Raw genomic sequence first — 21426 nt, 5'->3', positions numbered from 1 at the left:
CAACTTTTAAGTTTGTGATTAATAGTTAACTTAATAAATTTTTGGGTTAAAATAAAAACAAATTTTTAATCAAGTGCCACAAAAAGTACGATAAGGGCGATTCGTCGGTGCAGGCGGAGCGCAGTATTCTTCTTGATCTGTAGAATACGCATAAGGGTTTGATAAAGCTTCAAGAAGTTTCTCCATTACGCTATAGTCGTCATTTGTAACAGCTGCTTCTAATGCTTCTTCTACACGGTGGTTCCTCGGGATGATTGATGGGTTATTATTTTTCATCATCTCGTAGGCGTTTTCTTTCGATTGTTCTTGTCTGTCTAATCGAGATTGCCACAGTTTGTACCATTCTTTAAATTCAGGACTTTCAAATAGAGCTGTATTTTCGATAGCATCAAGAGTTAATGAACGGAATGTATTTGTGTAATCCGCTTTATATTTCTCCATCATTTTTAAAAGTTGCTCAATAAGTGAGTGATCTTGTTCTTCGTTGCTAAATAGTCCTAATTTCTTTTTCATTCCAAGGAACCACTGTTTTTCATACTGTACGCTAAATTTCGAAATTTCGTCTTGAGCGATTTTTAATGCTTCTTCTTCATCTTCGTGCAGAATTGGTATTAAAGATTCAGCTAGTCGTGCTAGATCCCATGCGGCCATATATGGTTGATTTCCATATGCATAACGACCTTGTGTGTCAATAGAGCTAAATACAGTTCCTTGGTCGTAATTGTCCATAAATGCACAAGGACCGTAATCAATTGTTTCGCCACTGATCGTTATATTGTCAGTGTTCATTACGCCGTGAATAAATCCAACAAGTTGCCATTTTGCGATAAGACTGGCTTGTCTTTTAATGACTTCTTGTAGTAATGCAGTATATCGGTTTTCATGAGATTCAATTTCTGGGTAATGCCTTTTTATCGTATAGTCAGCTAGTGATTTCAGGTCCTCTATTGAACCACGAGCTGCAGCATATTGAAATGTACCGACGCGAATATGGCTACTAGCTACTCTAGTTAAAATTGCTCCAGGTAACTTTGTTTCACGATAGGTTGGTTCACCGGTTGTGACAACTGCTAAACTGCGGGTAGTTGGAATATCGAGTGCATACATTGCTTCGCTAATAATATATTCACGTAGCATCGGACCGAGTGCAGCACGGCCATCTCCTCGGCGTGAATAGGGAGTAGGGCCAGAACCTTTCAGTTGAATATCGAAACGCTCACCTGAAGGAGTAATTTGTTCGCCAATTAAAAGAGCACGACCGTCGCCTAACATATTAAAATGTCCGAATTGATGACCAGCATATGCTTGAGCTAATGGATGAGCTCCTTCTGGGAGTGCATTACCAGCGAAAATAGCAATTTCAGCTTCCTTTTTCAGTTCTTCAGGGGTCAAGCCAAGAGATATCGCTAATGAATGGTTTAGTTTAACTAACTCCGGTGAACTTACGGGAGTAGGGGGGATTTCTGTATAAAATGATTGTGGTAAAGTCGTATAACTATTATCTAAATTCCAACCTGTTTCATTATTTTTAGTCATTGTATCTCCTCCTTTTTGTATTTTAAGTTATGTATTTGTACGTATGTATTCTTTGTAAAGTTAACTAAAAGTATAATATAATATTTCCCCTTGCAATCTATTGTAAGGACTTCATTGCACTATGTCTATTTAACAGCAAATTTAAAACCTCCATTTTAAGAAAATGGAGGTTTTATTATTATTTAATTTTTACAATTATTTTTCCTTTTGCTCTTCCAGACTCTGAATATTCCATTGCTTTTTGCGCATCTTCAAAAGGGAAAACTCGATCGATTACCGGTTTAATTTTTCCGGCTTCAATATAGTTTGCAATAGTACGTAATTGATCCCCGCTTGGCTTCATAAATAAAAATGAATATTGAGCATTATGCTTTTTTTCAAGTACAGTAAGTTTTTTGCTGGCTAATGAAAACAAGAGAGTTTTAAAGAATCCTGAACCAAATTCTTTACCGAAGCGAGCATTCGGCATACCTGAAACGGAAACAATGTTTCCTCCGCTTTTTATAATATTGAATGATTTTTCAAGTGTTGCACCGCCGATTGTATCAAATACCGCATCATAATTTTTTAGTATATCTTCAAATTTTTCTGTTTTGTAATTAATAATTTCATCTGCGCCAAGAGACGTTACTAAATTTGCACCAGCTTCACTAGCAGTCGTTGTAACAGTAGTACCCATTATTTTTGCTAACTGAATAGCGAAAGTACCAACACCACCGGATCCAGCGTGAATTAAAATCTTTTGTCCTTTTTGTAATTGCATGATGTCATGTAAAGCTTGATAGGAAGTTAAGCCAACGAGTGGAATCGAAGCCGCTTCCTCAAAACTTAGATTTTTTGGTTTTAAAGCAATATCATCTTCATGAATGGCTATATACTCCGCGAAAGTACCAATCTTATTTTTTCTTGGACGAGCATATATTTCATCACCGACTTTAAAACGAGTCACTTTTGATCCAACCTTCGTGATGACACCGGAAAAGTCATTCCCAAGGATTAGAGGCATTTCATATTTCAGTAACATTTTAACTTTTCCATCACGTATTTTAAAATCAATTGGGTTAATACTAGCTGCATGAATTTCTGCGAGCACTTCATACTCATTAATTTCAGGAGTAGGTACCTCTGCCATACGCATTGGGACTTTTCCATATCTATCAATTATCATTGCTTTCATATCTTATACCTCCAAGTTTTAATAAAAGTTTTGCAATAGCTTCTCAATATCTAATACAAGATTTTTTAATAAACCTAATTTTGTACGTATATCAATATAATAAAAATTCTTTGTACCTTCTTTTCTCATTAAAATAATGCCAGCTTCTCGTAAAATCTTAAGGTGATGTGATACTGCTGGACGGGAAAGGTGTGTTTGCTTCGTGATTTCTCCTACACGTAATCCTGTTTGACATTCTGTTTCCATTAGCACTAATAAAATAGCTTGACGTGTTTCATCACCAATTGCCAATAATACTTTTTGAGAATCAATAAAATCTTTTTTTATAATATTTAATTGTTCTTGTTTATTCATTTCAATCACTTTGCCTCCAGGTAATTAGTCGAAAGGTTTAAGATGATAAACCGTTACTTCGATACGGTAATGCTACATGATTGTTGCATGAGGTGCAATATTGAGAAAGAAAATCGAGACGAATGAATTTTTTATTGTTGAAAATTATAGGGAGATAGAAAAGGGATTGGAAGGATTACATAACACAATAGATGAAGTTTTAAAAATAAAAAATGATGTAACAATAAAATAAGCGGTCGTAACCTTGTATAATCCATAAGGTTACGACCGCTTATAATGTTTATATTATTTTTGATTTTTACGATAGAACATGGTTCAACGTAAAGTAAGTTCTTTTGTTTTACACTTTCATACAGACACAATTCAGGTGGATTATAGATGTATGAAAAGGTAAAAGGAATTTTGGGGCGTAATCTATCTGTATGATAATTCAAAATGAAATATAAGTCTATATTTTAATGTTTTTTTGATTATATTTATGTCACTGAGCTCAGAACAATGATGTGGAGGGTAAATATATGAAATCGAATTATGTACCAGTTTTAATTGTTGGAGGGGGATTATCTGGGTTAGCGTCTGCGTTATTTCTTGCAAAACATAACATTGAGTACTTACTTATTGAAAGGCATCCGTCTACTGCCATTCATCCGAAAGCAGGTGGTCTTACTTTACGTACAATGGAGTTATTTCGAGAATTAGGCTTGGAACAAAGAATTAAATTGGCAGGTAAAGCATTAGAGAACTGCCGAGGAAGAATAGCGGTTCATACAATAGCTGAAGCGAATAAAGAAGACTTGGAACAAATGAGAGCGACGCAATACAGAAACGATGAAGAGTTACTTCAAAAAATAGAAAAGATTAGTCCATCAAAACAAACTGCATGTTATCAAATTATTTTAGAAGAGATGATGTTACAAGAGGCAAAAACGCTAGGCGGGCAACTATCTTTTTATCATGAATTAGTTTCATTTGAACAAAGTGAAAACGGGGTAAAAGCAAAGATTCGAAATCGTGAAACAGAAAAAGAAAGTGTCATACATTGTGACTATGTAATTGCAGCGGATGGAGCGAAAAGTAAAATACGTGAGCAGTTAGGGATTAAAACTGAGGGTCGTGGAACCATTGGTGGCTATTATATGAATATTTATTTTGAAGCTGATTTAAGAGAGTTTATACAAGGAGACGCATTCGGTTTTTCGATGGTACTTCATCCGGAGGTTCTTGGTGCACTTATCCCGGTTGATAACGTAAAAAAATGGATTTATCATGTAGCCTACGATCCATTAAAAGGAGAGGGGCTAGAGGACTTCACTATAGAACGTTGTAAACAAATTATTCAAATAGCAATTGGAAGTACAAATGTTGAATCAAAAATATTAAGTGTTTTACCGTGGGAAGCGGCCGAAAGTACAGCGGTGAAATTTCAAGGGAATCGAACCTTTTTAGTTGGAGATTCAGCACATATTATGCCGCCAACAGGAGGATTTGGTTCAAATACAGGAATACAAGATGCGCATAACTTAGCTTGGAAATTAGCGGCTGTTATAAAAGGGAAGGCAAAACCAAAACTGTTAGAAACATATCATGAGGAGAGACACTCTGTTGCAAAATTAACGACAGCTTATGCAAGTAGTTTACTGTTTCGTGCTGCGAATAGAGAGGAAGGCAGTTTGAATAATATGGATGGTTTAGCTGTTACAGTTGGATATCAGTATTGTTCAGAGGCAATTATAGATGATTCAGTCACTCCGCATAGAATGGATAGCATAGAGTTGAACGGAAGACCTGGAACGCGAGCGCCACATTTATGGGGAACGTATGAAGGGAAGAAAGTTTCTACATTAGACTTATTCGGTAACAGTTTTGTATTACTTACAGGAGTAGAAAATAGTTCTTGGGCTGAGGCAGCACATGCTGTTTCAGCTAAATTAGGAATAAATATAAAAGGGTATCGTGTTGGCTTAAGTGGAGACTTTGTTGTTCCAGAAGATATTTTTAGCAAATTATATGGTATAGAGAATGGAGGTGCTGTATTAATTAGACCAGATGGCTTTATCGGATGGCGTTCGGAAAAAACGGTAGTAAATCCAGATATAGTATTGGAAGAGGTAATGAGAAATTTATTATGTGATTTTTAAGTAACTACAGAAATATTGTTTTATGTGCTTCACTCTACTGAAAAAAATATTCACAAATTTCAATAGGTTTGATATGATTAAATTCGACAAGTTAATAGAGGCCGGAGATATTTGAGAAAAGCCATAAATTTATTTAGGGACACAGGAGTGTAGCCTAAATAATTTATGGCTTTTTTTATTGAATGAACCGTACAAAATAGGGAGTTACATGTGAAAAGGAGGGTTATAGAAATTAAATAGGATAATACTAGTTTTCTATATTAATAATATAGAAAACATTTGTAAGATTGGAATTTTAATATAGGTTTATAAAAATAATGAAAGTGTGTCTTCTGTTTCGTGTAAATCTCATTAGCTTGTTGAAATTTGCAACGTAGGAAGGGTTAGAAGAATGAGAAAGATTATTAGCGTTTTAGTTATTTTCTTTATGACTGGAAGTATGTTTGCTGGGGGAGCTGTTCATGCGAAAGCAGAAGGAAAGCATGAATGGAATACGAATAAGTTTTTAAATATTGCACATCGCGGAGCAAGTGGGCATGCACCTGAGCATACTTTTGCTTCTTATGATTTAGTGAAAAAAATGAAAGCGGATTATTTAGAATTAGATATTCAATTAACAAAGGATGGCCAATTAATTGCAATGCATGATACAGCAGTTGATCGCACTACAAATGGAACAGGCGAAGTACGCGATAAAACGTTAAGCGAAATAAAGAGTTTAGATGCTGGATCATGGTTTAATAAAGCGTATCCAGAAAAGGCTAAGCAAGAGTATGTTGGGCAAAAGGTTCCAACTCTTGAAGAAATCTTCCAAAAGTATGGAAGAAGTATGAAGTATTATATTGAAACAAAATCACCAGATGTGTATCCAGGAATGGAAGAGAAATTGTTGGCGTTGTTACAAAAATATAATTTAGTAGGCCAAAACATGTCTTCTAGTCGTGTTATGATTCAATCATTTAGTAAAGATAGTTTGAAAAAGATTCATAGTATGAATGAAAATATTCCGTTAGTTCAATTGCTTTGGTATTATCCAAATGAAAACAATGAAATTGTTGAATGGTCTGGCATTACACATGAACCGAAAAGTGTAACAAATGATGATTTTCAAGAAATTAAAAAGTATGCAGCGGGTATTGGACCAAACTTACGTAATGATAACGGGGAACTAATTATTGATGAGTCCTATATGAAAATGGCTAGGAAAAATGGACTGTTAATTCACCCTTATACAATTAATGAGAAACCAGATATGAGACTGTTAATCAAATGGGGTGCTACAGGAATGTTTACAAATTATCCGGATCGATTACATAGTGTATTGAAGGAAAAATAAGTGGAACAGGGTATACCAGTGTTTTAGGTATACCCTTTTTAATCTAACTCTCCGATAAACAGAATCTCTTTTTTATAGCATTCATCTGCATCATAAATAATTTCTTGAAAGTGAAGCGTTTTGAAGGAATGACAAACTGACATTTCCCATGTCTCCCAAAAATCAATTTCATTTGAAAGAAGAATCCATTTTTGAAATTCACTATCTCTATTAAAGAAATTATGAAAGTAGTCCTTATTTTTAAATATAATGATTTGCGAATCCCACAAATTATTTATAGAAATCAAAACAACAACTCGATATGTATGTGTATCGCTCGGTTTCATATTTATTAAATGATTTGCTTGATTTAATAAGGTTTGAATACATAACCGTTTTACTTTTCTAGGTGTTTTACGAGAGTCAATAAAAGCTTGCGAAACTGGCAATAGCATATTCCAATATTCATCGTTATAGAAAGTAGAAGGGAACGTTTTTGTATGTTCCTCAATTCGCTTTATCATAGTGTTTGTTTTTCGGTTCATACCACGTATTTTCTTTTCACGCATTGTGAGTCATCTCCATAAATTTTTGTAATGCAGCAGAGTGATATATATCTTTTCTAGTAATAAAAGTAGTAGGAACTTTTTTGAAGCTATTTGGTAAAGGATTGAATGATATGTCATGTTTATGACCACTTAAAATAGACTTCATCATAATTGCTATGCCCATACCTGATTTTACACATGCGAGAATCGCTTCAATTGTTCCAAACTCTAATACTCGCTTAGGTGAAATTCCTTCTTCTTGAAGCCAATCTTCTAATAAATTTCTATAATAGCACCCATGACTAAATGCAAGTAAATTCATGTCTCCTATGTCTTTAAAGGAAGATAAAGGCTTTTTGCTAATGAGAACTAATTCTTCTTCACGAAATATATTTGTATGAAGTTCAGCATGCTGAGTAGAGCCAGCTATAAACGCTCCGTCCAGTTTTCGTTCTAGTACAAGCCTAATCAATTGTTCCGTCGTATTTGATTCTAAAATCAATTCGACTTTTGAGTATTTCTCATAATAGGCCGTTAATATAGATGGAAGTCTTACAGCGGTTGTAGATTCTGTACATCCAATTTTTAAAGTGCCTCTTGGTTCGATCCCATTACTTTGAACTGCTTTAACAGATTGATCCATTAAGTAGATAATTTGTTTGGCGTATGTTAATAAAATCTCACCGTTAGAAGTTAAAGTTACACCTTTTCCGTTTCGGTAAAATAAAGGCACACCTAATTCGTTTTCTAGTTGTTTCATACGCATTGTTACGCCAGACTGTACATAGTTTAAATTTTTAGCTGCGTGAGATATGTTTTTTTCTTTCGCAACTTCGTAAAATACAGTTAAATCTTTTATATCCAAGTATCATCCCTCCAGAAAAGGTATCATTTTTTTTGATGAATTACATGATAAATCTTTATTTTATATGATATCAGAACTTTCATACAATGGAAGGGGATGGAGGGATTATTGTGTTAATGGAAGAAAGGGTGAATAGTACTTATAAGTGGGTTATGTTAATTTTTGCGACGGTTGCTCAAACAACAGCGACACTTATAACGTATGGTGTTGGAGCGTTTGCTTTATTTTGGAAAGAAGAATATGCACTTACGAATACGGAGATTGGATTGTTAGTAAGTGTTGTAAATATAGGACCGCTATTTTGTATGCTTTTTGTCGGGCGGCTACTTGATCAATACAATGAAAAGTTGTTAATTTCGATAGGTTCATTTTTACTAGGAGGTTCGTTTTTACTGACTAATATGGTCAATGGATTTAATGGGTTACTCTTTGTACTTTTATTAGTAGGAACGTTTTATAGTGTTTCGCAGCCAGGAGGAAGTAAGGTGATAATGAAGTGGTTCTCAAAAGAAAATCGCGGGTTAGCGATGGGGATTAGACAAGCCGGTATACCGATTGGTGGTACATTAGCGGGAGTATTGATCCCGTTTCTTACAATAAAATATAATATGGCCTATGCGGTAAATAGTATTGCATGTATTTGTATAATTGGAGGGTTTTTATTTTTTATATTTTATAAGGAACCATATATTCAAGAGAAAGTTAAACAAGAACGTAGTAAACTTTCTTTTTGGATGCAGTTAAAAGAAGTGATGTGTAAAAAAGAGTTGTATGCAATTTATATAACTGGCATTTGTATGATTTCATTGCAAATGGTGTTAGTTGCGCACTTTATAAAATTTTTAGTATTGGAACAATCAATCACGCCAATTTTAGCTGGAAAAGTATTTTCCGTTATGTTCTTTTCTGGAATGGTTGGTAGGGTTATATTAGCAGCTACTAGTGATTTATTTTATAAGGGGAATAGGCGTACCCTCCTATTTATAACTGTTTGTATTTCTATTTTCTTCATTCTAATATTAGTAATGAGCATACATACAATAACGAATGTATTGTATGGTGTAAGTGCGTTGTTAGGGTTCTTTTCAATTGGATGGTTTAGTCTTTTTATAACTGAAGTTGCGGAATCAGCAAGTGAAGAATCGGTAGGGATGACAGTGAGTTTTGCACTTACATTAAATCAAATTGCCATTATTGCTGCGCCTGCTTTATTTGGTTATATTGTAGATAAGAAGGGATATACGTATGCGTGGTTATGCATAGTTGTATTACTAACTATTTCAGCGGTTAGCTTATATAGGAATTATAGAAAATGAAGGAATGTTAGCAATGTAAATTTTTTATGAAGAAAGTCTAAAGAAATGTTGAATGAGCGACATTTCTTTTTTTATTTGTTGTATAATCAAAATATAAATGAGATTCGTTTTCAATTTCGTTCATTACCTCTTTTGAAATTACCTGTAATTTTAGCCATAATTAGCTGTTTTTCTTTATCGTTATTTGCATGATTTATTTTATTTAAAAATTTTTCAGCATCATTTCCTTTTAATACTATAATCTGTTTTTCGTAATATTCGATTAATACCATGTTATTTTTTGTTATCCGATAATGAAACATCTTATCATCTAAACGATTGCGTTTATCGGTGTTTTTCATATTACATCTCCATTCTTTTTAGTATGTAACAAATGTTACAAAAGAATTTGAAATTATAGTGTAATGCATCCGATTGTATGTTGGAAATTTTGCAAGAAAGAAATACAATAGAGAGTAGTCAAAATTGAAAATGAGAAAAAGGAATCTAGTTTTAACAGAGTGAATATTAAATAATATTATAATATACTTGATAATTAAAAGATATAAAATAGAATGGATGTACGTTAAGTGAAACTAGATAAAAGAGGGTTCCTAGTATGTTAAAGAAATGGTTAATCGTTTTCTTTATTTTTGCAGTTTTTTGTGGAAGTATTGTTACACTAATACATGCAAATAAAGGAAAAAAATATGATGCAAAGGCATTTTCTAATGTAAATAGTAAGCAAAAAGATGTTAAGCAGGAAATTGATGCGAATGAGAAAAAGCGTTATGAAATTGCAGCTGGAAAACTAGATCAGTACTTAAAAGATAAAGGATTTAATGGAAGTGTTCTTGTAGCAAGTAAAGGTCATGTGATTTTACGAAAAGGCTACGGTTATGCGAATGTGAAAGATCAAGTATTAACAACGCCAAGAACGAAATATCGCATTGGTTCTATTACGAAAACAGTTGTTGCAATATCTATTATGCAACTAAAAGAAAAAGGGAAGTTGAACATTGAAGACAATGTAAATAAATATATCCCATCGTTTCCAGCAGATAAAAATATTACGTTACGAAACTTGTTAACACATACGTCTGGATTACCAGAACAGGGACAAGGTAGTGTTGACGCAGCATCACGGTTAAAATTAGTAACGTGGATTGGGGCACAAACGTTACAATTTCCAGCAGGGACAGGATGGAAATATACAGATTATAATTATATGGTGCTTGCATATATTGTAGAAAAAATATCGAATAAACCACTTGCTGAATATGTGAAAGAAAATATTTTGACTCCCGTTGAAATGAATGAATCTGGAATGGGCGCAACACTTCCAGAAGATATTTTCTTAGCAGAAGGGTATACGAAAAAAGATAATAAGTTAATAGCCACGCCGCGCTTAAAAATGAACTGGCTGTATGGTTGTGGTGAAATGTATACGACTGTTGAAGATATGAAAAAGTTAGATGAAGCTATTATGGATGGTAAACTACTTTCTAAACAAAGTGTATCAGATATGTTTTCTGCATCACCTGCAAGGAAATATGGATTTAGTTTCTATATTTACCCAGATTATTATCATAACCACGGTGTATTAGCTGGCTGGAACACTTTTAATAATTTTAACTGGGATAAACGAACGTTTGTCATATTATTTTCTAACGTCCAAAATGGTATGAATGACGCATTTAATCAAGAATTTAGGAAAATGGCGAATGATTTAATAGAAGGAAAGGGAATATAAAAAAGAGCCTCTAGCGAGAGGCTCTTTTTTATAGGGTTGAAAACTCCTCAACAAGTTGAGTGAATTGTTTCAATGCACTTTCAATCGGTTCTGGCGTTGTTAAATCGACGCCAGCTTTTTTCAATAAGTTTAATGGGTAGTCTGAACTTCCACCTTTAAGGAATTCAATATAATTTTTCTGAGCATTCGGATCACCGCTTAATAGTTTATCAGCGATTTGAATGGCAGATGCGAATCCAGTTGCATATTTGTATACGTAAAACGGGCGATAGAAATGAGGGATTCTAGCCCATCCGTATTTTACTTCTTCATCAAATACAAGTGAATCACCGTTATATTCTTTAAATAGCTTTTCATAAATTTCACTGAAGACTTGTGCATTTAATGGTTTACCTTGTTCAGCCATTTCATGTGTGATTTTTTCAAATTCTGCAAACATAATTTGTGTAAAGAAAGTACCTTTAAATTTCTCAATAAAATGGTTAATTAAATGGTTACGCACGTCCGTATCTTTTGCTTCTTTTAATAAATAGTGAATTAATAACACTTCATTTACTGTAGAAGCGACTTCTGCGACAAAGATAGAATAATGTGCAGAAATTCTTGGTTGGTATCCATGTGAATAGTGCGTATGCATACCGTGACCGCATTCATGAGTAAGAGTGAACAGGCTGTTTAAATCATCGTGATGATTTAAAAGAATGAAAGGATGAACGCCGTATACACCAAAGTTATAAGCACCAGAACGTTTTCCTGGTGTTTCTCTTACGTCTATATATCTTTTATCTTTAAAACTTTTTAATGTCTCAATATATTCTTCTCCTAAAGGAGCTAGTGATGCAATCATAATGTCAAATGCTTCACTATATGGGATGTCTTGTTTTGCACCTGCTACTAAATCGACGCCTAAGTCGTATTGTCTTAGTTCATCTACGTTTAATTTTTCTTTTCGAATTTCATTGTATGTATGTAATGTTTGAATGTTTTTTTTCGTTGTATCAATTAGGTTTTCGTATACTTCTTTCGGAACCATATCGCCAAATAATGATTTCTCTAGCGCTGATGGATAGGTTCTTAATTTCGAAACAGTAACATTATTTTTAATAGCAGCGGATAAAGTAGATGCGATGGAATTCTTTAACTGAACATATGGTTTGTAATATGCTTTATAAGCTTCTTTACGCTTTTCACGATTCGTATCTTCTATTAACTTTGCATACATTCCGCGTGTTAAGTTCACTTTTTCTCCATCGTCAGTCGTCACTTCACCAAATAATATATCTGCATTATTTAACATACCAAATGTGTGCTGTGGAGAAGAAAGAGCTTCACCCATTTGTGATAAAATTGCTTCTTGGTCCTGATTCAATACGTGTTTTTTATAACGATATAATTCAAATAAGTCTTCTTTATAATATTGTAAGCCTTCTGTTTCTTCTATGTAAGAATGTAATGTGTTTTCGTCTATGCTAAGTAAGAAGGGGGAAAAGAAAGATTTCGCTGCACTTACTTTCACGTGTAATTGTGATACTTTATCGACAAGAGATTGCGCGTCAGTATCGCGTGTATCAAGGTCAGATTGTAATCGTGCATAAGCGAACATTAAAGATATTATGCTAGAAATTTCTTCACTCTTCGTTAAATAAGCTAATAAACTATTGCCATCGTGAATATTGCCATTAAATTCGTGTAATTCCTTCGTTAATACTTCAATTTTATGAAAATCACTTTCCCAATCTTCAATTGTATGGTAAATGTCTGTTAAATCCCATTTTTCTATATCAGCTACTTGTAATCGATCTTTAAGTTCTGTCATAATCATTTCCTTTCTAAACATGTAGTTATATTTCTATATAACTATGAAATACAACAAATTGCAAAAAATCCCTGCTGAAAATTGAAAAGCCTTGCTAAAATAACAAGGCTTACTTACTTATAGTGTAATTCCGAATTTTGAATGTAAAAGGTTTGTATATTGCATGTCTGTAACGGTTTCTTTCGTTTTTTTACCATTTTTCGCTACTGTAAGGCTATCTTTCGTTAAAGAGGCATGCCCATCTTCAGTTAGTTTTACAATAAGAGGTACTTTATTAAAGGGTGATCCTTCATGTTCAACGATAATTTTTTGTGCTGTATTTGTTTTTTCTTCATCCACTTCTTCTATATAAAATGCATAGCCTAACGTCCAATCATCAGCAGAAGATTGATCCAAGAACTCATTGTTTTTCCGCATCTCTAAAATGTAGTTTCCCTTTTCGGTCATTTCTTTACGAATACGATAATCTCCTGTAGCAGAGTGAATGACTTCACCTGAGAAAGGGACAGGGGCAAGAGGTAAGTATGATCCGAATCCTACTTCAATTAAATAAAGTTCATTATGATGTGTTAAAACGGTTGCGATATGGCCAGAATCAACAGCCCATATGGAGTTTGCAGCGTTATAAACTGTTCCTGAAACGAGGTGAACATCGAATCCAGAATCTTTCAGGAAGTAATACATAGTAGGATTGAGTTCATAACAAAGACCGCCACGGTTATTTACTAAAATTTTCTCTTTCAAATTTTCTTTTGATATTTCTTTAAAATTCTTTTCGAGAATATTTAAGTTTTCAAAAGGAACAGTTTGTGCCATTGCGTACATAATGTTAGATAAATCTTCAAATGAAACTGTGTCTTTTTCTTCTATATGTAATCGTGCGAAAAATTGTTTTTGAAAGTCTGTCATCGAAATCCCTCCGTTATGCTTTTATAGGTAAATTGTAAACAATCTTGAATAGGATGTGAAATGAAAACTACGTTGAATATTTGAAATTAGATTAAAAATAATATGGGAGAGTGAGAGATTGCTACTTTACTAACGGTGGGACGAATATTATAATAATTCTGATAAACTATGCAAACGCTTTCTTGGAAGGGGATGGTGTACAGATGTTTAAAAGAATAACAATAGTCGGATTGTCAGTTGTTATGTTTTTACCTAGTATATATGAGGGGAGTAAGGCATATGCAGACACAGTTAACAATGGAACGTTAATGCAGTATTTTGAGTGGTATTCTCCGAATGATGGGAATCATTGGAATCGTTTGCGTACTGATGCTGAAAATTTAGCGGAAAAAGGAATTACATCTGTTTGGATACCACCTGCATATAAAGGAACTATGCAAAATGACGTAGGATATGGAGCATATGATTTATATGATCTGGGGGAATTCAATCAAAAGGGCACAGTGCGGACGAAATATGGGACGAAAGCACAATTGAAATCTGCAATTGACGCTTTACATAAGAAAAACATCGATGTATACGGTGATGTAGTTATGAATCATAAAGGTGGGGCTGATTATACAGAAACTGTCACAGCAGTTGAGGTAGACCCGAGCAATCGAAATAATGAAGTATCAGGTGATTATGAAATTAGTGCGTGGACGGGATTTAACTTTCCAGGGCGTGGAGATTCTTATTCTAATTTCAAATGGAAATGGTATCATTTTGACGGAACGGATTGGGATGAAGGAAGGAAATTAAACCGAATTTATAAATTTAGGGGCATAGGTAAAGCATGGGACTGGGAAGTGTCTAGCGAGAATGGGAATTATGATTATTTGATGTATGCGGATCTTGATTTTGATCATCCAGATGTTGCGAATGAAATGAAAAAATGGGGAACGTGGTATGCGAATGAATTAAATTTAGATGGTTTTCGTTTAGATGCTGTTAAACATATTGATCATGAATATTTGCGCGATTGGGTAAATCACGTTAGACAGCAAACAGGGAAAGAAATGTTTACAGTAGCTGAATATTGGCAAAATGATATCCAGACTTTAAATAATTATTTAGCAAAGGTTAATTATAATCAATCTGTGTTCGATGCACCACTTCATTATAATTTTCATTATGCTTCAACAGGAAATGGAAATTATGATATGAGAAATATTTTAAAAGGAACGGTAGTTGCGAATCATCCTACACTTGCGGTTACTCTAGTTGAAAATCATGATTCACAGCCTGGTCAGTCATTGGAATCTGTAGTGAGCCCTTGGTTCAAACCGCTGGCATATGCATTTATTTTAACGCGTGCAGAGGGGTATCCTTCTGTTTTCTATGGTGATTACTATGGTACAAAAGGAAATAGTAACTATGAAATTCCAGCGTTAAAGGACAAAATTGATCCGATTTTGACGGCACGAAAAAACTTTGCATATGGTACGCAACGTGATTATTTTGATCATCCAGATGTGATTGGCTGGACAAGAGAAGGTGATAGTGTACATGCTAATTCTGGTTTAGCAACATTAATCTCTGATGGACCAGGAGGGGCGAAGTGGATGGATGTTGGAAAGAATAACGCAGGGGAAGTATGGTACGATATTACGGGTAATCAAACAAATACTGTAACAATTAATAAGGACGGATGGGGGCAATTCCAAGTAAGTGGAGGATCAGTTTCCATATATGTTCAGCAGTAATTTGGTGATGAAAAAGAAGAGGTAGACTGAAATATAAGTTTTCCTCTTCCTTTTTACATTCTGTATAGTTATAAAAGTATGACACCTTTACTTCTCACGTAACATATAGTATGATGATTTCAATAAATTAGATTTCAATGACTATAATATAACTTAATGAGAGGTGCTTTTTGTGAGTGCGGTAGGTATTAAATAGGAAAAATTTAATGAAATAAATCGGATAAGACCAGGGGATTTTTATGTACATCATACCCCTAATTTTGTCATGCATTTATTTCAAAACCTATGAAGATACCTACAATACTTTATAAAGCGTGTAATAAGGGACTGCCATCTATTTTTTATGGCTTATTTCCTCATATGTTATTACACATGCCTTGTAAATGTAAAAGCTGCGGTATCCCCGCAGCTTTTTTGTATATGTTTTTATTGTATAATTATGGAATTTTATATATGACTCATTGGAATCTAATGAGTAGGTATCTTCATTTATGATAAAAATCAATCATAGTGAGGAGAAACAAAATGAATACGATGACTTTTGAAAAGTTACAATATAACGAATTAAAGGATATAGTGAAATCTTATTGTGTAAGTGGATTAGGTAAGGAATTATTAAACAAATTAGAGCCGAGTACGAGTATAAAAGTAGTGAGAAATCGGTTGAATGAAACGACAGAAGCACGAGCTATATTAGATGCAGAAGGGCATGTTCCTTTCTTCGGCATTTCTAATATTGCTAGTACAATTCAAAAATTAGAAAAAGGTATGATTTTAGATCCAGAAGAATTAGTGAGTGTTTCAGACTTTTTACGTGGATGTAGAAAGATTAAAAAGTTTATGTTAGATAAAGAATTTTTTGCACCAGTATTAGCTTCTTATGCAAATTCAATGACTGAATATAAAAGTATTGAAGAGGAAATTAACTTTTCAATTAAAGGAAATAGTATTGATGCAGCTGCAAGTAAAGAGTTAAAACGAATTCGAAATAATATCGATTCTGTAGATGGGAAAATAAAAGAACGTTTAACGAAGTTTTTAAATAGTAGTGCAAATAAGAAATTCATTCAGGAATTCTTTATTAGTAAAAAGGATGACCGTTATACGATTCCAATTAAATCTTCCTATAAAAACCAAGTTGCCGGAAGTATTATTGAAGCCTCGGCAAAAGGTTCTACTGTATTTATAGAACCGCATACGGTTACGAAATTGAATGCAGAACTAGCAGGTTTGAAAGCAGAAGAAGCGGTTGAAGAATATCAAATTTTAGCGACTTTATCAGGGATGGTATTAGAAAATATTTATAGTATAAAGATTAACATGGAGCTAATTAGTCAGTATGATATGGTATTTGCGAAAGCGAAGTTTAGTAAATCGATTGATGGAATAGAACCGAAGTTAAATGATCATGGCTACATTCATTTAGTGAATTGTAAGCATCCGCTTTTAACAGGGCAAGTTGTACCCTTAAATTTTGAAATTGGTCAAGAGTATCGTAGTTTAATTATTACAGGGCCGAATGCGGGCGGAAAGACAATTGTGTTAAAAACAATTGGATTGTTAACATTAGCTACAATGTCAGGTCTTCATATTGCAGGAGATAAAGGGACAGAAATCGCTATTTTTGAAAATGTATTTGTAGATATTGGTGATAATCAAAGTATCGAAAACGCACTAAGTACATTTTCATCTCATATGAAAAATCTTTCTGAGATTATGAGGATGTCAAATAATAATACGTTACTTTTATTTGATGAAATAGGGAGCGGTACAGAACCGAATGAAGGTGCAGCACTTGCAATATCTATTTTAGAAGAGTTGTACCTTGCAGGATGTATTACCGTTGCGAGTACGCATTACGGAGAAATTAAACGATTCTCAGAAATGCACGATGACTTTATGAATGCAGCGATGCAATTTAATAGTGAAACGTTAGATCCGCTTTATAAATTAGTTATCGGAAAATCAGGAGAAAGTAATGCACTTTGGATTGCGAATAAAATGAGCGTAAAAGAACATGTGCTGAAAAGAGCGAAAGAGTATATGGGAAATAAAGAGTACGCTTTAGAAAAAGTGAATGAAAGTAAAATTAGAAAACCGAAATTTGTACAAGAAAAAAGAGAATCTCATTATGAGTACAAAATCGGAGATCGTGTTAATTTATTGGATCATGATGATTTTGGTATCATCTATAAGGAAAAAGATAATTTTTATAACGTTGTTGTATATTATAACGGTGAATTCGTTGAAGTAAATGTAAAACGTATTACTTTAGAAGTAGCAGCGAAGGAGTTATATCCAGAAGGATACGATTTAAATACACTATTTGTTGATTATAAAGAAAGAAAAATGCAACACGATATTGAGCGCGGATCGAAAAAAGCACTTCGTAAAATTCAAAAAGAAATAAGAAAGAATAGAGGATAAGTTAAAATGGTAACGATTAGACAAGAACAAAAAAATGATTATAGAAAAACAGAAGAAGTCGTAAAAGAAGCATTTTTAAAGGAAGAATTTAGTGATAAAACAGAACATGAACTTGTAAAACGTATTAGAGAATGTGACGCGTTTGTTCCGGAGTTATCAATTGTTGCGGTAGATGAAGATATAGTTGGTCACATTATGTTATCGAAAATTACAATAGAACAATGTGGAACTTCTGTAGAATCGTTAGCACTTGCACCAGTTTCAGTTGCTAGGGGCCATCAGAAGAAAGGAATTGGTGGAAAACTGATTACGGCTGCTTTAGAAAAAGCGAAAGAACTTGGATACGGATCAGTTGTAGTATTAGGACATCCAGAGTACTACCCGAAATTTGGTTTTAAGAAAGCAAGTGAGTGGAATGTAAAAGCACCGTTTGAAGTGCCTGAAGAGGTATTTATGATAAAGGAATTAACAGAAAATGCTCTTCTAGGTGTAGAAGGAATTGTACAATATTCGAGTGCTTTTGCTGAGTAGGAGTAACGGTTAAGAAATGTAATCATAAAAGATGCTATCTTTTTGTATGGATATACAGAAAGATAGCTTTTTTTATTAAGCGGATCTACTGACGTATATTTTGCTCAATGAATAATTGAGGTGGTAAAATTGATATAGAAACGTAAAGGGAGAGAATGAAATGAATAAGCGAGAAACAGATAGCAATGAGAATGCAGTTACGTTATATGTTACAAGACACGGTAAAACAATATTAAATACGAATCATCGCGCGCAAGGTTGGGCTGATTCTCCATTAGTAGAAAAAGGTGTTGAAGTTGCCACAAATTTAGGAACAGGATTAAAAGATATTCATTTTATGAATGCGTATAGTAGTGATAGCGGCCGAGCGATTGAAACTGCTAATTTAGTATTAAAATATAGTAAGCAATCAAAATTAAAACTTGAGCAAAGAAAAGATTTGCGAGAATTAAATTTCGGTATTTTTGAAGGTGAAAAACTTGAGAATATGTGGGATGTGGTTGGAAAAGCTGCAGGCGTTGCATCACCAGAAGAACTTATGAAGTTTTCTATTCAAGAAGTGATTAATCTTATTAGAGTAGCAGATCCTACAAAACAGGCGGAAGATTGGGAATTATTTTCTACTCGTATAAAAGCTGAGATAGATAAAATTAGTGAAGAAGCTGCTGGAAATGGTGGCGGTAACGTTTTAGTTGTCGTTCATGGGCTTTTGATTACTACCTTAATAGAAATGTTAGACAGTAGCAAAACAAAACTTGGGGTGGAAAATGCTAGTGTGACGAAGATTGTATATCAAGATGGAACATATACAGTCGAGTCGGTTGGAGACATGAGTTATGTTGCAAAAGGGAAAGAAAGTGTGGAAATATAATTAAATCTCAAATAGAAATAAGAAAAGGAAGGTAGAGAAATCTAGCTTCCTTTTCATTTTGTGAACTATGGGATTAATAAAATCTTCCCTGTGCTTTTACGGCTCTCTAATAATTCATGAGCAAGAGCACCGTCTTGTAAAGAGAATGTAGTAGGATTTGAAATGTTTAATTTTCCAGTTGCGATCCAATCGAATAATTGAGTAGATCGTTTTTTACGTTCTTCATAAGTGGTAAGAACGTTCCAAAGGTCTCCGCCAGTTAAAGTTTTTGAAGTATCCATAAGCATACGTGGATCAACTGGAGCAGGATTACCACCAGCCATTCCGTAAAATACGACAGTACCGCCAATTTTAGTAGCGTTAAAACTTTCCTCTAATGTAGAACCTACTGATTCATATACAAGATTTACTCCAGTTCCATTAGTCATTTCAAGTACTTTCGTATGCCATTCTTCGTTATATAAAAATACGTGATCGGCACCAGCTAATGTAGCTATCTTTGCTTTTTCTTTTGATGATGTAAGACCAATTACTGTTCCGCCCTGTAGTTTAATCATTTGAATAAGAAGTTGACCGACGCCACCAGCTGCAGCGTGTACTAAAGCTATATCACCTTGTTTTAGTTGATAGCTATCGTGCGTTAAATAATGTGCAGTTAATCCTTGTAATAAGACAGAAGCGGCTGTTTCAAAAGAAATAGAATCTGGTAGTGGGATTACTTTTTCAGATGGAACGGCAACTAGTTCTGCATTTGCAAATGGGACGTCCGCAAATGCAATACGGTCTCCTAGGTTGATAGTAGTAACGTCAGCTCCTACTTTTTCAACAATTCCAGCTCCTTCATAACCTAATACATAAGGCGGATTGCCAGCAAGATGATAATCGCCGCGGCGTCTATAAATATCAGCGAAGTTTAATCCGATTGCTTTCGTGCGGACAAGAATTTCATTTGGACTTATGATTGGATCGTGTATTTCTTTATAGTGTAGAACATTAGCGTCTCCGAATGTTTCGAAACAAAGTGCTTTCATATGGAATACCTCCATTTATATTGTTTATAGATGTTCTTTATCATACAATACAAATATCAATAGACAAAGAGGATTATTTCGATGGAATCAATCGGAAATATCGATTGAAAAGAGGGATGATAAATGGAAATAAAACAGTTAATTACATTTAAAGTAGCGGCACATACTTTGAACTTTACACAAACTGCGAAGAAATTAAACTTTGCCCAATCGAGCGTTACAGCACAAATTAAAACATTAGAGGCTGAGCTCGGTACACCACTATTTGAGAGATTAGGGAAACGTCTTTTCTTAACTGAAGCAGGTAGGAAGTTTCAACTATATGCCGACAAGATGATTGCACTCAGTAACGAAGCGAAAATGGCTGTGAAAGATGATGAAGAAATAGCAGGTACGTTAATAATTGGTGCACAAGAAAGTCAATGTACATACAGACTGCCTTCTATATTAAAGAGGTTTAAAATACAATTCCCAAAAATAAAACTTATATTTAAACCAGCACACTCCAATAAAGATGCGAAGGAACAATTGATGGAGGGGAAAGTAGATCTTGCATTTATTTTGGACGAATGTAAAACAGAAGATGTTTTACATGTGGAACCACTTATGAACGAAGAATTAAAAGTAGTAGCTGCTCCTACGCATCGTTTACTTGAACAACCTTCAGTTTCTATAAAAGATTTAGAGAGTGAAACACTTTTACTAACAGAATTAGGCTGCTCGTATCGGACTTTATTTGAAGAGCTATTTCGCTGGGAAGATGTATATCCAACAAATAAAATTGAATTTGTTAGTGTTGAAGCAATTAAACAATGTGTTATTGCAGATTTAGGTATAGCCGTTTTACCAGCGATAGTAGTAGAAAAAGATATACGGGAAGGGAAGTTAAAGGAGTTGATGTTAAACGAAACAATCTCTCCGATTTATACGCAAATCGCTTGGCATAAAGACAAATGGATGACAGTGCCACTGCGACAATTTATTGATGTAACGAGGGAGTTTTTTACAACGGATTAAGTGGAGAAATATTTATTTTATATAAAAGAAACAATGGCAATTTTGTATAAAGAACCGATGCTTGAATATAACAAGTATCGGTTCTTTTATGTTTTAAA

At 34.0% G+C, this 21426-nt stretch carries 19 protein-coding genes; 10 read left to right on the top strand and 9 right to left on the bottom strand.

Annotated features, from left to right (window positions below; genetic code table 11):
• Positions 1-69: 69 nt before the first annotated feature.
• From GBN91_RS12575 to GBN91_RS12565, 3 genes are all read right to left on the bottom strand, one after another.
• Positions 70-1536 (bottom strand): protein adenylyltransferase SelO, encoded by a 1467-nt coding sequence (locus GBN91_RS12575; protein ID WP_088346236.1) that lies wholly within the window; start codon positions 1534-1536, stop codon positions 70-72.
• 178 nt (positions 1537-1714) lie between these two features.
• Positions 1715-2713 carry an NADP-dependent oxidoreductase gene (locus GBN91_RS12570; protein WP_152121577.1) on the bottom strand — a complete coding sequence of 333 codons (999 nt, stop codon included), beginning with the start codon at positions 2711-2713 and terminating at the stop codon, positions 1715-1717.
• Positions 2714-2731: 18 nt separating this feature from the next.
• A complete protein-coding gene (locus GBN91_RS12565) occupies positions 2732-3076 on the bottom strand; it encodes an ArsR/SmtB family transcription factor (protein ID WP_000571870.1) in 345 nt (114 codons plus the stop codon).
• A 91-nt stretch (positions 3077-3167) separates the two neighbouring features.
• On the opposite strand from GBN91_RS12565, the gene GBN91_RS29450 reads away from it, so the two are divergent.
• From GBN91_RS29450 to GBN91_RS12555, 3 genes are all read left to right on the top strand, one after another.
• Complete coding sequence (locus GBN91_RS29450) at positions 3168-3299, top strand: hypothetical protein (RefSeq protein ID WP_001227548.1); 132 nt, start codon at positions 3168-3170, stop codon at positions 3297-3299.
• 286 nt (positions 3300-3585) lie between these two features.
• Positions 3586-5205: an FAD-dependent oxidoreductase gene (locus GBN91_RS12560; protein ID WP_098905915.1), complete on the top strand. Its 1620-nt coding sequence runs from the start codon at positions 3586-3588 to the stop codon at positions 5203-5205.
• A gap of 391 nt (positions 5206-5596) precedes the next feature.
• Positions 5597-6541 (top strand): glycerophosphodiester phosphodiesterase, encoded by a 945-nt coding sequence (locus GBN91_RS12555; protein WP_046392928.1) that lies wholly within the window; start codon positions 5597-5599, stop codon positions 6539-6541.
• Positions 6542-6579: 38 nt separating this feature from the next.
• Here the strand turns inward: GBN91_RS12555 and GBN91_RS12550 are convergent, their stop codons facing one another.
• Together GBN91_RS12550 and GBN91_RS12545 are read right to left on the bottom strand one after the other, a co-directional pair.
• Positions 6580-7089, bottom strand: coding sequence for a DUF3916 domain-containing protein (locus GBN91_RS12550; protein WP_152121576.1), 510 nt, complete (start codon positions 7087-7089; stop codon positions 6580-6582).
• Entirely contained in the window at positions 7082-7933 is an 852-nt protein-coding gene (locus tag GBN91_RS12545; protein ID WP_000351691.1) for a LysR family transcriptional regulator, read from the bottom strand. The genes GBN91_RS12550 and GBN91_RS12545 overlap by 8 nt, the downstream gene beginning before the upstream one ends.
• Positions 7934-8019: 86 nt before the next feature.
• Here GBN91_RS12545 and GBN91_RS12540 point away from each other — a divergent pair, with 86 nt between their 5' ends.
• Entirely contained in the window at positions 8020-9249 is a 1230-nt protein-coding gene (locus GBN91_RS12540) for an MFS transporter (protein ID WP_048558158.1), read from the top strand.
• A 110-nt stretch (positions 9250-9359) separates the two neighbouring features.
• On the opposite strand, the gene GBN91_RS12535 is transcribed toward GBN91_RS12540, so the two are convergent.
• Positions 9360-9590 carry a hypothetical protein gene (locus GBN91_RS12535; RefSeq protein ID WP_152121575.1) on the bottom strand — a complete coding sequence of 77 codons (231 nt, stop codon included), beginning with the start codon at positions 9588-9590 and terminating at the stop codon, positions 9360-9362.
• Between the two features lie 257 nt (positions 9591-9847).
• Here GBN91_RS12535 and GBN91_RS12530 point away from each other — a divergent pair, with 257 nt between their 5' ends.
• A complete protein-coding gene (locus GBN91_RS12530) occupies positions 9848-10981 on the top strand; it encodes a serine hydrolase domain-containing protein (RefSeq protein ID WP_000915193.1) in 1134 nt (377 codons plus the stop codon).
• A 28-nt stretch (positions 10982-11009) separates the two neighbouring features.
• On the opposite strand, the gene pepF is transcribed toward GBN91_RS12530, so the two are convergent.
• Both pepF and GBN91_RS12520 read right to left on the bottom strand, forming a co-directional pair.
• A complete protein-coding gene (gene pepF, locus GBN91_RS12525; protein WP_149214883.1) occupies positions 11010-12797 on the bottom strand; it encodes an oligoendopeptidase F in 1788 nt (595 codons plus the stop codon).
• Between the two features lie 117 nt (positions 12798-12914).
• Positions 12915-13706 (bottom strand): arylamine N-acetyltransferase family protein, encoded by a 792-nt coding sequence (locus GBN91_RS12520; protein ID WP_016123111.1) that lies wholly within the window; start codon positions 13704-13706, stop codon positions 12915-12917.
• Between the two features lie 203 nt (positions 13707-13909).
• Here GBN91_RS12520 and amyS point away from each other — a divergent pair, with 203 nt between their 5' ends.
• The 4 genes from amyS to GBN91_RS12500 all read left to right on the top strand — a co-directional run bounded on the left by amyS (position 13910) and on the right by GBN91_RS12500 (position 19280).
• A complete protein-coding gene (amyS, locus tag GBN91_RS12515; RefSeq protein ID WP_000476409.1) occupies positions 13910-15451 on the top strand; it encodes an alpha-amylase in 1542 nt (513 codons plus the stop codon).
• 525 nt (positions 15452-15976) lie between these two features.
• Positions 15977-17878: an endonuclease MutS2 gene (locus GBN91_RS12510; RefSeq protein ID WP_152121574.1), complete on the top strand. Its 1902-nt coding sequence runs from the start codon at positions 15977-15979 to the stop codon at positions 17876-17878.
• Positions 17879-17884: 6 nt separating this feature from the next.
• On the top strand, positions 17885-18409 hold the full coding sequence (locus GBN91_RS12505) for a GNAT family N-acetyltransferase (RefSeq protein WP_006925380.1): 525 nt from the start codon (positions 17885-17887) through the stop codon (positions 18407-18409).
• A 160-nt stretch (positions 18410-18569) separates the two neighbouring features.
• On the top strand, positions 18570-19280 hold the full coding sequence (locus GBN91_RS12500; RefSeq protein ID WP_152121573.1) for a histidine phosphatase family protein: 711 nt from the start codon (positions 18570-18572) through the stop codon (positions 19278-19280).
• A gap of 65 nt (positions 19281-19345) precedes the next feature.
• Here the strand turns inward: GBN91_RS12500 and GBN91_RS12495 are convergent, their stop codons facing one another.
• Positions 19346-20311, bottom strand: a complete 966-nt coding sequence (locus GBN91_RS12495) for a quinone oxidoreductase family protein (protein WP_000645266.1) — start codon at positions 20309-20311, stop codon at positions 19346-19348.
• A gap of 123 nt (positions 20312-20434) precedes the next feature.
• Between GBN91_RS12495 and GBN91_RS12490 the strand changes: the two genes are divergently transcribed.
• On the top strand, positions 20435-21328 hold the full coding sequence (locus GBN91_RS12490) for a LysR family transcriptional regulator (protein WP_152121572.1): 894 nt from the start codon (positions 20435-20437) through the stop codon (positions 21326-21328).
• The last annotated feature ends 98 nt before the right edge of the window (positions 21329-21426 follow it).

The organism is Bacillus sp. B1-WWTP-T-0.5-Post-4 (assembly GCF_009183795.1).
Taxonomy (GTDB): Bacteria; Bacillota; Bacilli; order Bacillales; family Bacillaceae_G; genus Bacillus_A; species Bacillus_A cereus.
The sequence above is the reverse complement of the archived record's forward strand: the minus strand, read 5'-3'. Positions and strand labels throughout refer to the sequence as shown.